Annotated in this window: 16 protein-coding genes; 5 read left to right on the top strand and 11 right to left on the bottom strand. The window is 71.2% G+C overall.

The window, feature by feature from the left end; translation table 11 throughout:
• Positions 1-4: 4 nt before the first annotated feature.
• The 7 genes from G537_RS0129880 to G537_RS40750 all read right to left on the bottom strand — a co-directional run bounded on the left by G537_RS0129880 (position 5) and on the right by G537_RS40750 (position 6,117).
• Entirely contained in the window at positions 5-772 is a 768-nt protein-coding gene (locus G537_RS0129880; RefSeq protein WP_026873166.1) for a cytidylyltransferase domain-containing protein, read from the bottom strand.
• On the bottom strand, positions 769-2,031 hold the full coding sequence (locus tag G537_RS42525) for an aldo/keto reductase (protein ID WP_051249311.1): 1,263 nt from the start codon (positions 2,029-2,031) through the stop codon (positions 769-771). The genes G537_RS0129880 and G537_RS42525 overlap by 4 nt, the downstream gene beginning before the upstream one ends.
• Positions 2,028-2,810, bottom strand: a complete 783-nt coding sequence (locus G537_RS0129870; protein ID WP_026873165.1) for a GNAT family N-acetyltransferase — start codon at positions 2,808-2,810, stop codon at positions 2,028-2,030. The genes G537_RS42525 and G537_RS0129870 overlap by 4 nt, the downstream gene beginning before the upstream one ends.
• Positions 2,811-3,080: 270 nt before the next feature.
• Positions 3,081-4,019 (bottom strand): electron transfer flavoprotein subunit alpha/FixB family protein, encoded by a 939-nt coding sequence (locus G537_RS0129865; RefSeq protein WP_026873164.1) that lies wholly within the window; start codon positions 4,017-4,019, stop codon positions 3,081-3,083.
• Between the two features lie 16 nt (positions 4,020-4,035).
• A complete protein-coding gene (locus G537_RS0129860) occupies positions 4,036-4,785 on the bottom strand; it encodes an electron transfer flavoprotein subunit beta/FixA family protein (protein ID WP_026873163.1) in 750 nt (249 codons plus the stop codon).
• A gap of 172 nt (positions 4,786-4,957) precedes the next feature.
• Positions 4,958-5,443 carry a hypothetical protein gene (locus G537_RS0129855; protein WP_026873162.1) on the bottom strand — a complete coding sequence of 162 codons (486 nt, stop codon included), beginning with the start codon at positions 5,441-5,443 and terminating at the stop codon, positions 4,958-4,960.
• A gap of 77 nt (positions 5,444-5,520) precedes the next feature.
• Positions 5,521-6,117 (bottom strand): SCO family protein, encoded by a 597-nt coding sequence (locus G537_RS40750; RefSeq protein ID WP_034853503.1) that lies wholly within the window; start codon positions 6,115-6,117, stop codon positions 5,521-5,523.
• A 99-nt stretch (positions 6,118-6,216) separates the two neighbouring features.
• Here G537_RS40750 and G537_RS0129845 point away from each other — a divergent pair, with 99 nt between their 5' ends.
• On the top strand, positions 6,217-6,396 hold the full coding sequence (locus G537_RS0129845; protein ID WP_026873161.1) for a hypothetical protein: 180 nt from the start codon (positions 6,217-6,219) through the stop codon (positions 6,394-6,396).
• A 141-nt stretch (positions 6,397-6,537) separates the two neighbouring features.
• Here G537_RS0129845 and G537_RS0129840 read toward each other — a convergent pair whose 3' ends face one another.
• Both G537_RS0129840 and G537_RS42520 read right to left on the bottom strand, forming a co-directional pair.
• A complete protein-coding gene (locus tag G537_RS0129840) occupies positions 6,538-7,422 on the bottom strand; it encodes an AEC family transporter (RefSeq protein WP_051249310.1) in 885 nt (294 codons plus the stop codon).
• The gene (locus G537_RS42520) at positions 7,419-8,126 is read right to left on the bottom strand and encodes a phosphatase PAP2 family protein (RefSeq protein WP_051249309.1); all 708 of its coding nucleotides are present in this window, start codon (positions 8,124-8,126) and stop codon (positions 7,419-7,421) included. Before G537_RS42520 ends, G537_RS0129840 begins: the two co-directional genes overlap by 4 nt.
• Before the next feature lie 139 nt (positions 8,127-8,265).
• Here G537_RS42520 and G537_RS0129830 point away from each other — a divergent pair, with 139 nt between their 5' ends.
• Genes G537_RS0129830 through dmeF form a run of 3 tightly spaced genes read left to right on the top strand, consistent with a single transcriptional unit; the run spans position 8,266 to position 9,720 of the window.
• Entirely contained in the window at positions 8,266-8,532 is a 267-nt protein-coding gene (locus tag G537_RS0129830) for a metal-sensing transcriptional repressor (RefSeq protein WP_026873159.1), read from the top strand.
• A 7-nt stretch (positions 8,533-8,539) separates the two neighbouring features.
• A complete protein-coding gene (locus G537_RS42515) occupies positions 8,540-8,725 on the top strand; it encodes a hypothetical protein (RefSeq protein WP_051249308.1) in 186 nt (61 codons plus the stop codon).
• Between the two features lie 17 nt (positions 8,726-8,742).
• On the top strand, positions 8,743-9,720 hold the full coding sequence (gene dmeF, locus G537_RS0129820; RefSeq protein ID WP_026873158.1) for a CDF family Co(II)/Ni(II) efflux transporter DmeF: 978 nt from the start codon (positions 8,743-8,745) through the stop codon (positions 9,718-9,720).
• A 1-nt stretch (position 9,721) separates the two neighbouring features.
• Here dmeF and G537_RS0129815 read toward each other — a convergent pair whose 3' ends face one another.
• On the bottom strand, positions 9,722-10,696 hold the full coding sequence (locus G537_RS0129815) for a dipeptidase (protein ID WP_026873157.1): 975 nt from the start codon (positions 10,694-10,696) through the stop codon (positions 9,722-9,724).
• Positions 10,697-10,831: 135 nt separating this feature from the next.
• Here G537_RS0129815 and G537_RS40735 point away from each other — a divergent pair, with 135 nt between their 5' ends.
• Positions 10,832-11,533: a hypothetical protein gene (locus G537_RS40735; protein WP_051249307.1), complete on the top strand. Its 702-nt coding sequence runs from the start codon at positions 10,832-10,834 to the stop codon at positions 11,531-11,533.
• A 195-nt stretch (positions 11,534-11,728) separates the two neighbouring features.
• Here the strand turns inward: G537_RS40735 and G537_RS0129805 are convergent, their stop codons facing one another.
• Positions 11,729-12,217 carry a peptidylprolyl isomerase gene (locus G537_RS0129805; protein WP_245579169.1) on the bottom strand — a complete coding sequence of 163 codons (489 nt, stop codon included), beginning with the start codon at positions 12,215-12,217 and terminating at the stop codon, positions 11,729-11,731.
• Positions 12,218-12,331: the final 114 nt, after the last annotated feature.

Here is a 12,331-nt window from a genome sequence, read left to right as displayed (position 1 = left end):
GTCCTCACGGTCTGGTCAGGGCGGCGTCCTGGGCGAGAGAGCGCGCCAGGCCCTCGTTCCGCCGGTGGACGCGGTTCAGCGCGGCGATCTCCGGATGCGCCGCCAGGAAGGTCAGGATGTCCTCGGTGCCGAAGGCCGGGTCCGCGGGATACAGCGCGGCGTAGACCGCGCGCGCCAGGGCCAGGTCCTCCGGCGTGTCGACGGTCCAGCGCTGGTCCGACAGGTCGGTCTCGCCGACCAGGCTGCCCAGGCGGAACCGCTCCGGCCGGGTGTAGATGAAGCGGGTGACGTGCTCGCGCTCCGACGGCAGCGTCGCCTCCCGCCACGCCGCCTCCAGCACCTCGGCGCGCATCACCTCGGCGTCCAGCCCGTCGGGCCAGCGCGGCGTCAGCGTGTTGCAGGAATAGTCGTAGCCGCCGGCGACATGCATCTCGACCAGCCGGTCGATCAGCCCCGGGTCGGTCAGCGGGCAGTCGGCGGTCAGGCGCACGATGTGCTCCGCCCCGCGCCCGGCCGCGGCGGCGTGGAACCGGTCCAGCACGTCGTCCAGGCTGCCGCGGAAGCATTCGACAGCGATCCGGGCGGCGAGCTCGACCAGCGCGTCGTCCGCCGCCTCGGTGCTGGTCGCCAGCACCAGCCGGTCGAGTCTCCGGCAGCGGCGCAGCCGCTCGACCTGCCGCGCCAGCATCGGTTCGCCGAGCAGGTCGGCCATGACCTTGCCGGGCAGCCGCGACGACGACATCCGCGCCTGCAGGATCGCCAGCACCGTCATGTCCGCTCCCAATAGGTCTTGTCGTCCAGGATGAAGCGCCCCTCCACCGGGGGCCAGCCGGCGCGCGCGAAGGGCTCTGCCTCCATCGCGATCAGGCGGCGCAGCCCCAGCTGCTCGAAGGCCATCCGCGCGGCCAGCGCCACCGCCTCGTCCCGCCAGGCGGCGGGCATGGCGTCGGAGCCCTGCAGGGCGATGGCGGCCTCGCCGGCGGCCCGGTCGACCGGGCCGATGCGGACGGCGCCGATCGGGTCGCCGCCGTCCTTCGCCTGCACGGCCAGCACCATCGTGTCGCCGGACTGTGCCGGGCGCAGCGCGACGGCGGCACCCGTCAGGATCGCGGCCGGGCGCCCGCCGGACGGCCACAGCGCCGGGTTCAGCACCAGGTCGTTGACGGACCGGACCGGCGCCATGGGCGGCGGGGGCGCGGCGGCGGCGCGAAGAATGCCGGCCAGCTCCTCCGGCCGCGTCACGCCGACCAGGGCGGTGCCGATCTCCGGCTGCCCGATCACGGCGCCCAGCGCGGCGGCCAGCGGCTCGGCCCCCAAAGCGGCGACGGCGTCGTGCCAGCGCCCGATCAGGGCCTCGGCCTGCGGCGAGACGCGGGCAGCGCGGTCCGGCGGGGCCAGCAGCAGCCCCTGCAGGAAGACGGAGCGGGCGTGCAGCTCGATCCCCTGGCCGGCCAGCTCCGCCAGCCGGGACGGGGCGATGCGGCCGTCGACCGCGTTCCAGGGCAGCTGCACGATCTCGACCGGATAGCGGGCCAGCAGGGCATCGAGCTGCCCGGCGCTGTAGATCGAGGCTCCGATGCGCTCGACCTCCCCGGTCCGCTTCAGATCCTCCATCGCCGCCCACAGGGCCGGGCCGCCGGGCCGCAGCAGATCGTTGGCGTTGTGCGTCAGAAGGCCGGCCAGGCGGTCGCGGCGCAGCTTCGTCCGGGACCCGGCGAAGGTGTCGAGCACGGCGCGCCGGATCTCGCCTTCGTCACGCAGCCCGGTCAGATGCGGCGTCTTGGTGACGATACGGAAGCGGTGCGCCGCCGGCAGCACCTCGCCCAGCACCCGCTCGGCAGTGCCGTAGGCCGGGGCGGTGTCCAGCACGGCGATTCCGGCCGCGGCCGCCGTCTCCAGAATCGCGGCCACATCCTCGGGCGGGCAGACGCCGCGGTCGTTGGCGATGCCGTAGTCGAGCCCGAACTGGGCGGTGCCGAGGCCGAGCGCCAGGGCGCCCCGCCAGGGCGAGGCATTCGGCGCGGCGCTCACGATCCGGCCAGGCGGCGTCTCGGCGCGGCCTCGGCATCGTCGTCCTCGGTCTCCAGGACGCGGCGCTCGAACGCCTCGATCTCGGTCTTGTACAGCGGCAGCTCGCGCTCCAGGAACTCGACGACCCGGCTGGCGAAGCCGTGCTCGGGCAGGGCCTTGACCAGGCGCAGCATGGCCTCGTTGCCGGGCCAGTACTGGCCGCCGCGCCGGGCCTTCAGCGCCTCGTAATCCTCGTACAGGCAGCTGATCACGACCGCGTTGTTGACGGTCTCGCGCCCCTTCACGAAACCGCGCCGCATCAGCCCGTCGGTGAAGTAGCCCAGCAGCTCCAGCCGCTGGTTCCAGCGCGCCAGGGCCGGATGGGCCTGGCCGGCCCAGATCCGGTCCAGCCCCATGCGCTGGAAGGCATGCTCGGTCACCCGGGCCATGGCCTCCAGCTGCATCAGCTGCCGCGGCGGCAGCTGCTTGCCGATCACCATCGCGATCTGGGCCGAACGCGACACCCAGTCGATCGAGGACAGCGAGATGACACCGTAGAGCGGCCCGCCGCCCTTGCCGCAGACCAGCGCGGCGAAGCGGTCGCGCTTGCGGATCGACTCCAGGAAGGCGCGCTGATCTTCGATGTGGTTCGGGAAGATGCCCTGGGCCAGCCAGCGCGTCGTCCGGGCGTCGTTGAACCAGTCGGCCCAGCCATCCGTGATCGCCGCCTCGGACGGGACGCAGAGATCGATGGTCTCGCCCTCGATGAAGATGGAATAGCGCGGCGTCTCATCCGGCATCCGGACGGATCCTTCTGCTGCTCTGCGGTCGCGCATGCGATCCGGCCCGGAGCCTGCCGGAAATCCTCTCGCCCTGGCGCGGCATGATCGGCAAATCGGCGATCCGCAATCGGTGGTCGAAAACGCCCTAGCAGCGGGCAACCGGCCCGTCCTGTCAAGCGGAACAAGACCGCCGTCCGCCATATCCCGGTATGGAGGGCCGGCAGCAAAAAGGCGCATCCCGAAGGATGCGCCTTCCGCGTCGCGGGAGAGGGGCCGGACGGCCGGCCCTCAGCCCTTCTTCAGCTCGGCCTCGAGCTCCGGGATGACCTTGAACAGGTCGCCGACCAGGCCGTAATCGGCGACCTGGAAGATCGGCGCCTCCTCGTCCTTGTTGATGGCGACGATCACCTTCGAATCCTTCATCCCGGCCAGGTGCTGGATCGCGCCGGAGATGCCGACGGCGATGTACAGCTCCGGCGCCACCACCTTGCCGGTCTGGCCGACCTGGTAGTCGTTCGGCACGTAGCCGGCGTCGACTGCGGCGCGGCTGGCGCCGATCGCGGCGCCGAGATGGTCGGCGATGCCCTCGAGGATCTTGAAGTTCTCGGCCGAGCCGAGGGCGCGGCCGCCGGAGATCACGATCCGGGCCGAGGTCAGCTCCGGCCGCTCGGACTTGGTCAGCTCCTGGCCGACGAAGCTCGACAGGCCGGCATCGGGCTTGGCCTCCACCGTCTCGATCGTGGCCGATCCACCCTCGGCCGCCGCCGATTCGAAGGCGGTGCCGCGCACCGTGATCACCTTGATCGGGTCGGCCGACTGCACCGTGGCGATGGCGTTGCCGGCATAGATCGGCCGCTCGAAAGTGTCGGGCCCGTCGACCGCGGTGATGTCGGAGATCTGCTGCACGTCGAGCAGGGCGGCGACGCGCGGCAGCAGGTTCTTGCCGGCGCTGGTCGCGGTGGCCAGCACGTGGCTGTAGCCCTTGGCGAGGTCGGCCACCAGCGGCGCCACCGTCTCGGCCAGCTGGTGCTCCAGCGCCGGCGCCTCGGCCAGCAGCACCTTGGCGACGCCGGCCACCTTGGCCGCGGCCTCGGCCGCCGGGCGGGCGCCGGATCCGGCGACCAGGATGTGGATGTCGCCGCCGATCTTCTGCGCCGCGGTGACGGCGTGCAGCGTGGCGGGCTTCAGCGTGGCGTTGTCGTGGTCGGCAACGATCAGGATCGACATGGCTTTGTCCCCGCCCTCAGATCACGCGCGCTTCGGTCTTCAGCTTGGCCACCAGCTCCTGCACGCTGGCGACCTTGACGCCGCCCTTGCGCTTCGGCGGCTCGACCACCTTCAGCGTCTTCAGCCGCGGCGCCGGGTCGACGCCGAGGTCCGCCGGGGTCAGGGTGTCGAGCGGCTTCTTCTTCGCCTTCATGATGTTCGGCAGCGAGGCGTAGCGCGGCTCGTTCAGGCGCAGATCGGTGGTCACGATCGCCGGCAGCTTGACCCGGATGGTCTCGAGGCCGCCGTCGACCTCGCGGGTCACCAGCGCCGCGCCGTCCTCGACCACCAGCTTCGAGGCGAAGGTCGCCTGGCCCCAGCCCAGAAGGGCCGCCAGCGCCTGGCCGGTCTGGTTGGCGTCGTCGTCGATCGCCTGCTTGCCCAGGATCACCAGCTGCGGCTGCTCGCGCTCCACCAGCGCCTTCAGGATCTTGGCCACGGCCAGCGGCTGCAGCTCGACATCGGTCTGCACAAGGAGGCCGCGGTCGGCGCCCATGGCCAGGGCGGTGCGGATCGTCTCCTGCGCCTGGGCCGGCCCGATCGAGACCGCCACCACCTCGGTCGCCTTGCCGGCCTCCTTGATCCGGATCGCCTCCTCGACCGAGATCTCGTCGAAGGGGTTCATCGACATCTTGACGTTCGCCAGGTCGACGCCCGACCCGTCGGCCTTGACCCGGACCTTGACGTTGAAGTCGATCACCCGTTTGACCGGGACCAGGATCTTCATCGGCTCGCACTCCATGGGACGGCGCGCTTTCCGCGCTGCAATATGACGCTTTTAGTGCCCGCGGCCGGGATCGGCAACCGGCGCGGGCGGATTGCGAACAGAGGCCCGATTTCCGCGCCCCGGCTCCATCCGATCCGCGACGGTTTGTGCTCCGCCGCCGACGGCGGGCCGGTTACTGCGTCGGCTGGCCGGGGTCGAAGGTCGGCCCGCCCATGCAGGGCGCGACGATGTCGGAGCACGACGCGGTGCGGAAATAGCCGCCCGAGGTGCGGTAGCGAACCTCCGCGACCCGGCCGTCGACCAGGGTGAAGGTGGCTTCGCAGTAGTTCGGGTCCAGCGCGCTGGTGCCGATCGGCATGCCGACGCCGCGGTTGACCGGGTTGACGCCCATGGCGGTCCCGGCGGTGCTGCCGCCGAAGCCGCCGACGCCGGCGGCCTCGTCCGCGCTCATCCCGGCGCTCTGATAGGTCAGGTAGCGGGTGTTGCCGGCGCTCCGGCTGCGGGCGGGCGTGCCGGCGCAGGCCAGCAGCTGCGCCTCGCTGGTGCCGACCAGGTCGCTCTGGGCCGCCAACGCCTGCTGCTGCCGGGCCTCGCGCTCGGAGCAGCCGTTGAGGACGAGGAAGGCGAGCCCGGCCAGGACGGCGTGGCGAAGGGTCATGAGGCGACTCCCGAGAGCGAACGATCGTGGTTCGGGCCACGATAGCACGTCGGGCGCGATCGCAACCCCGCTTCCGGTCAGAGCTGTTTCCCGATCCTCTGCGCCATGTCCTGCGGCGACAGCTGCGGCGGCAGGATGTCCAGCACCTGCCAGTCCGGGCCCATCAGATAGACGAAGGCGGAATGGTCCATGGAGTAAGAGCCATCGTCGCGCGGCGCCTTCTGGTAGTAGACGCGGAACGCCTTGGCCGCCTTGGCGATCTGCTCCGGCGTGCCGGTCAGGCCGATCATGCGCGGATGGAATGCCTGGGCGTATTCGCCGACCACGTCGGGCGTGTCGCGCTCCGGATCCACGGTGATGAAGACCGGCACCACCCCGTCGGCCTTCGGCCCCAGCGTATCCAGCGCCGCCGCCATGGTCGACAGCTCGGTCGGGCACACGTCCGGGCAATTGGTGAAGCCGAAGAAGACCAGCGCGTCCTTGCCGGCGAAGTCCTTCTCGGTGACCGGCTTGCCGCCCGGGTCGACCAGCGCGATCGGGCCGCCGACCGAGCCGAAGCCCTGGCCGGTGACGCCGCGGCCGCCCGGCGGGCCCAGCCAGAAGGCGACGGCCGCCGCGATGACGAGGGCGGGCACGGCCAGCGCCAGGGCCCGCAGGATCCGCTTCGTCCACATCTCGACCGGCCGTCCTCCTTGCCTCATATGGTGCTGTCATAGGCGCCGCGCCGTCCGTACGGAAGCGCGCGCGGCGTCGCAGAACGGACGGACGATATCATGGCGGACAGGAACCGGGCGCAGCCGGCCGCGGCCAGCGGCGCGGCGGATGCGGAAAGCGGCTCGGCCGGCGGCGACGACCGCCGCCAGGCCCTGGCGGCGTTGGAGGTGATGCGCCGGCGCGGGCTGATCGACCAGGCGACCTACGAGGCGCGGCGGCGCGAGATAGAGGGGGCATAGGAGCCGTTCGAGAATGCGCTGGAGCGAGTCGGCTGGCGGTGATTTTGAGAACCGGGGCGCAGCGGACGTTAAAGTCCGTGAGCACCGGAAGCGGAAAAATCACCGTCAGACGGCCGCTTCAGTAGCATTGTCGGGCGGCTCCTACATCAGCACCGCCAGCAGCACGGGCAAGGTCAGCAGGCTGATGGCGGTGCCGACCACGACGGCGCCGGCCACCTCCTCCACCGGGCCGCCGTAGCGGGCGGCGAACAGGTAATTGAACACCGCCGGCGGCATGGCGGACTGCAGGATCAGGATGGCCGCGGTCGGGTGCGGGATGGCGAACAGCCAGACCACGCCGTATCCGGCGGCGAGGCCGAGGACCAGGCGCAGCCCCGCCAGCCACAGGGCGTGGCCCAGATTGGCGATGCGCAGGCTGGCCAGCGACACGCCCAGCGCGATCAGCATCAGCGGCAGGGTGACGCCGCCCAGCAGCTCGGTCGCGTTGGCCAGCCAGCGCGGCGTCTCGATGCCGCCGGCGGCGAAGGCGATCGCCAGCAGGATGGCGTAGATCGTCGGCGTCTTCACGATCTCGGTCCACCGGCTGTGGCCGGAGGCGCAGGAGACGCCGACGGTGAACTGCAGCATCGTCATGGCGGCGGAGAAGGGCAGGGCCAGCGCCAGCCCCTGGTCGCCGAAGGCGAAATAGGCGATCGGCAGGCCGAGGTTGCCGGCGTTCGGCAGCATCACCGTCGGCAGCAGCGGCCGCACCTTGCGGCCGGAGAGGTGCAGCGCCAGCCCGCCGACCAGGCCGCAGGCGAAGACCGACAGCATGGCGAGGCCGGCCTGGCCGACGATCTCCGCGGCCGGGACGTGATACCGGGTCAGGGTCGAGAACACCAGGCAGGGCGAGCCGACATAGGTCACGAGGCGGGTGACGAAGCCGAGATCGAAGGGGTGGCGCGACCGGGCCCAGACATAGCCGACCCCGGCCGAGGCGATCACCGGCGCCAGCACCGGGATCAGGGCGGCGATCAGCGCGATCATCGGGTCACCGTCACCGGCCCGCCGGTGGCCTCGACGCAGCGGCGGACGGCCAGCGCCACGACCACGCCCAGCCAGGCGCCGGCGACGATGTCGGCCGGGTAGTGCGAGGTGACGACCACCCGGCTCAGCGCCACCAGCCCGCCCAGCAGGCCGAAGGCCCAGCCCCAGCGCGGGAACAGAATCCACAGCGCGGTCATCGCCGTGGCCATGGTCTGGGCGTGGCCGGAGGGAAAGCTGTTCGAGAACAGGTCCCAGCCGAAGGGGTGCGGCGCGAAGGCGTCCTGGCGGAACAGGTGGCGCGGCCGCGGCCGTCCGATCACGGCCTTCAGCATCCAGTTGGTCAGGGTGGTGGCCAGAAGCGCCGTCAGCATGAAGCCGAAGCCGCGGGCACGCTTCAGCCGCTGTCCGCGGACGTCGCCATAGGCGGCCAGGAAGGCGGTGAAGCGGAAGCCCAGCCAGCCCAGGATCGCCAGCGCATACCACCAGACGCCCAGGCCGATATCGGTGAAGATCTTGACCGCGGCGATGACGTCGGAGCCGCGATGCGCCTCGAACCACAGCGCCGCCGGCCGGTCGGCGAAAGCGACCAGGATCAGGCAGAGCAGGGCGACCGCAAGGCCGCTGGCCAGGACCGGCCGTCCAGCCAGGCCGAAGCGGCCCGCCGGGTCTGGCCCCGATGCCGCGATGTTCTCCGATGGACCCACTGCCCCTCCGATATGTCCGTCGTTTACGACGGATCGGCGCGTTCGGGAAACGGCGTTCCGGTCATCCGAGGGTCGCGCAAATGGAAGTGCTCTCGCGGGCATCCTTGCCACATCCCCTCCAGGGGGATAGGTTCATGCCATGAGCCATGCCAACAACCCCGAGATCCTGGGCCGGCTGAAGCGGGCCCAGGGCCATCTCGCCGCGACGCTGCGCATGGTCGAGGCCGGCGAGGACGGCCTCGCCATCGCCCAGCAGCTCCAGGCCGTGATCAAGGCGGTGGAGAAGGCGAAGACCATGCTGATCCTCGATCATGTCGACCATTGCGTCGCGCATCTCTCCAACGGGTCGGCCGAGGGCCGCGAGACCCATCTCGCGTCGCTGCGCGAGATCACCAAATATCTGTGAGGGCGCCATGTGCTGCCGCGTCGCCGTCGAACGGGTCTATCGCGAACTCTGCGCCCGGGCCGAGCCGCCGGAATGGGCCTTCCAGGCGGCGCTGAGGCTGTACCGCCACAACCACCCGGACGTGCCGGTCGAGGTGGCGCAGCGCGACGTCTGCGACTGGACCGGCCATCCGGCCCTTCTCCTGCTCCACTGAGCTCTCGGGAGGCGCCGATGCACAGCCGTTCCCTGGACGCCTGGCGGCACGACCACCTGTTCCTGGGCGCCGATCATGCCCGCAACGAACGCCGCACCCGCTGGGTGGTGGCGCTGACCGCGGCCATGATGGTGGGCGAGATCGTCGGCGGCCTCGCCTTCGGCTCGATGGCTCTCCTGGCAGACGGGCTGCACATGGCGACCCATGCCGGGGCGCTGGGCGTCGCGGCCCTGGCCTACCGCTACGCCCGCCGCCACGCTCGCGATCCGCGTTTCGCCTTCGGCACCGGCAAGCTCGGCGACCTCGCCGGCTTCGCCAGCGCCCTGGTGCTGGCGGTGATCGCCCTCGGCATCGGCTGGGAATCGACGGTGCGCCTGCTGAACCCGGTCGACATCGCCTATGACCAGGCGATCGTCATCGCCGTGGTCGGCCTCGCCGTCAACCTCGCCAGCGCCTGGCTGCTGCACGACGACGGCCATCACCATCACGGTCATGGCCATCATCACGACCACGATCACCACCACCACGATCACGATCACGGGCACCACCATGCCCATGACCGCGACCACAATCTGCGCGCGGCCTATTTCCACGTGCTGGCCGATGCCGTGACCTCGGTCGGCGCCATCCTCGGCCTGCTCGCCGGGCGGCTCTACGGCTGGGCCTGGATGGATCCGCTGATGGGGATCGCCGGCGGCGTGATGATCGCGCGCTGGTCCTGGGGCCTCTTGCGCGACTCGGGGGCGGTGCTGCTCGACACCGTGCCGGATCCAGGCCTCGCCGAGGCGATCCGCGACCGCCTCGAGACCGGCGGCGACCGCATCGCCGACCTGCATCTCTGGCGCGTCGGCCCCGGCCACGCCGCCGCGATCGTGGCGCTGGTCAGCGACCACCCGCAGCCGCCGGTGCAGTACAAGGCCCGGCTCGGCGGCCTGCCCGGCCTGTCGCATGTGACCGTCGAGGTCAATCTCTGCGACCACCGCGCGGCTGCGTGACCTATCCCCAAGCCGCTTCCGCAGCCCGCAAGAAATTGCCGCCGAGGATGCCCAGCACGTCCGCCTCGCCATAGCCGCGGCGCAGCAGGATCTCCGCCAGATCCGGCAACTGCTCCGGCTGCACCAGGGCGATGGCGCTGTGAGCGGTGCCGTAGCCGGCCTCGGGCGGCCACCAGTAGTCGCGGTCGCGGCCGGGCGGCGCATCGTCCACCTCCGGCGCGAACAGGAAGTCGAGGCCGATGCCGGCATGGGCGGCGCCGACCAGCTGGGCGACGTGATCGATGTGCCGGGCCACAGTCTCGCTCCTCGCATCGCCGAGGAACAGGCTGATGCCGTTGATGCCGACCACCCCGCCGGTGGCGGCGCAGGCGCGGATCTGCTCGTCGGTGACGTTGCGCGGATGGTCGATGAGGGCGCGCGGATTGGCGTGGCTGAACACCACCGGCCGGGTCGAGGCCGCCATGATGTCCAGGCTGCTGCGATGCCCGGTGTGCGAGCAGTCCAGCAGCAGGCCGACGCGGTTGATCTCGGCCACCAGGGCCCGGCCGAAGGCGGGCAGGGGGATGTCCTCGTCGTGGCAGCCGCCGGCAGCCGGGTTGTTCCGGTTGTAGGCGAAGTGGATCTGGCGCACGCCGAGATCGTGGTACAGGCCGACCATGGCGAGGTCGCCCATCAGCGGCAGCGCGCCCTCCAGGTCGAAGCTGACGGCCAGCCGCCCGGCCGCCTTGGCGGCGCGGATCTCGGCGACGCTGCCGGCCAGCGCATAGTCCTCTGGGTGGCGGCGGATCCAGTCGCGGAAATGGGCAACGGTGCGAATCACCCGGTCCAGCGGCGTCATATCCATGCCGATATTGATCGAGACGTAGTCGATCCCGGCCGCCTTGTGCCGGGCCAGCAGCGAGACGTCGGCATCGGGCACCAGCGGCAGGCAGCTATGCGCGTCCCAGACCAGGGCGCGGTCGTACAGGGTGGGCATGGCGGGCCTCCGGGGCGGACCAGATGCGCCAGCCCAGCCCGACCCGTCGCCGCGGTCAAGCCCTCCTGCGGCGGATTGCCGTGGCGCCTTCCGCCCGCTATGCAGCCATCCTGCGCCGCCGAGATGAGGAGACCGATGCTGCGCCGCCTACCGATCGTCGCCGCCGCTGCCGCCCTGGCGCTGACCGCGCCGCTCGCCCTGGTCCGGGCGGAGGTGACGGCCGGCCAGGAGGCCGGCGCCGCCGCCCTGTCCGACCGGCTGGCGCTGACCGCCCTGGTGCAGTCGCTGCGCGCCGGGCTCGGCGCCACCGACAGCGCCACCCTGTTCCTGGAGGAGTGGTGCGGCCGCTACGGGCTGGCGCCCGCGGCGAAGATCGTGGCCAGGCGCGTGCCCGGCGAGGTGCCGCTGACGGAACAGCAGAGAAAGGAGCTGGAGATCGTTGGCGACGAGCCCGTGGTCTACCGCCGGGTCCAGCTGGTCTGCGGCGACCAGGTGCTGTCCGAGGCCGACAACTGGTACCTGCCGAACCGGCTGACGCCGGAGATCAACACGCTGCTGACCGAGACCGACACACCCTTCGGCCGCGCCATCCGGCCGCTCGGGCCCTCGCGCCGCACCCTGTCCTCGACCGTGCTGTGGCAGGCGCTGCCCGAGGGGTGGGAGAGGATGCCGGCCGACCGGCTGGCCGGCTGGGCCGCCGCGGCGCCGGCCCCGTCCTACGATCCCGCCGCCCCGCTGTTCGAGAACCGCGCCCTGGTCCTGCGCCAGGACGGCAGGCCGATCTCCGAGGTGCGCGAGACCTATAAGATGGCGCTGATCGCGTTCCGCTTCCTGTGATAAGCAAAAGCCCGGCCGAGGGCCGGGCTTCGCTTCGATCGGTGGCCTTGTCTTAAACCGACGGCCCGAAATATTGACCGTCATGGCGAGCCCCGCAGGGGCGCGGCCATCCAGCGGCCCCGGCCCCTGGATGGCCGCGGCGCTTCGCGCCTCGCCATGACGAAAAAGGCCGAAGAGTCGATCTCAAAGGCCGCCTTACTTGGCGTCGGCCGCGACCTGCATCTTGACGATCTTGTCCGGGTTGGTCGGCGGCTCGCCGCGCTTGATCTTGTCGACGAACTCCATGCCCTCGACCACCTGGCCCCAGACGGTGTACTGGCCGTTCAGGAAGTCGCCCGGCGCGAACATGATGAAGAACTGGCTGTCGCCGCTGTTCGGGTCCTGCGCCCGGGCCATGCCGACGGTGCCGCGCTTGAACGGCTCCTTGCTGAACTCGGCCGGCAGCTTCTGGCCGGAGCCGCCCATGCCGGTGCCGGTCGGGTCGCCGGTCTGGGCCATGAAGCCCTCGATCACGCGGTGGAAGACGATCCCGTCGTAGAAGCCCTGGCGCACCAGCTCCTTGATGCGGGCGACGTGCTTGGGCGCCAGGTCGGGGCGCAGCTCGATCACCACCCGGCCGTAGCTCAGGTCGAGATAGAGCGTGTTTTCGAGGTCGCGGGCCGAAGCCCCTTGGGTGATGGCCATGGCGAGGAGAAGGCTCCCGAGAAGTTGCAAGAAACGCGTCATGCGCTGGGCGCTCCAGACGGTCGCGAGAAGTGGGCGAGAAACAAGCACGGGCGGCGGCGCGGCACAACCCGG

The organism is Inquilinus limosus DSM 16000, from assembly GCF_000423185.1.
Classification (GTDB): domain Bacteria; phylum Pseudomonadota; class Alphaproteobacteria; order DSM-16000; family Inquilinaceae; genus Inquilinus; species Inquilinus limosus.
Note: the sequence above shows the minus strand (reverse complement) of the source record. Positions and strands in the feature narration are given on the sequence as shown.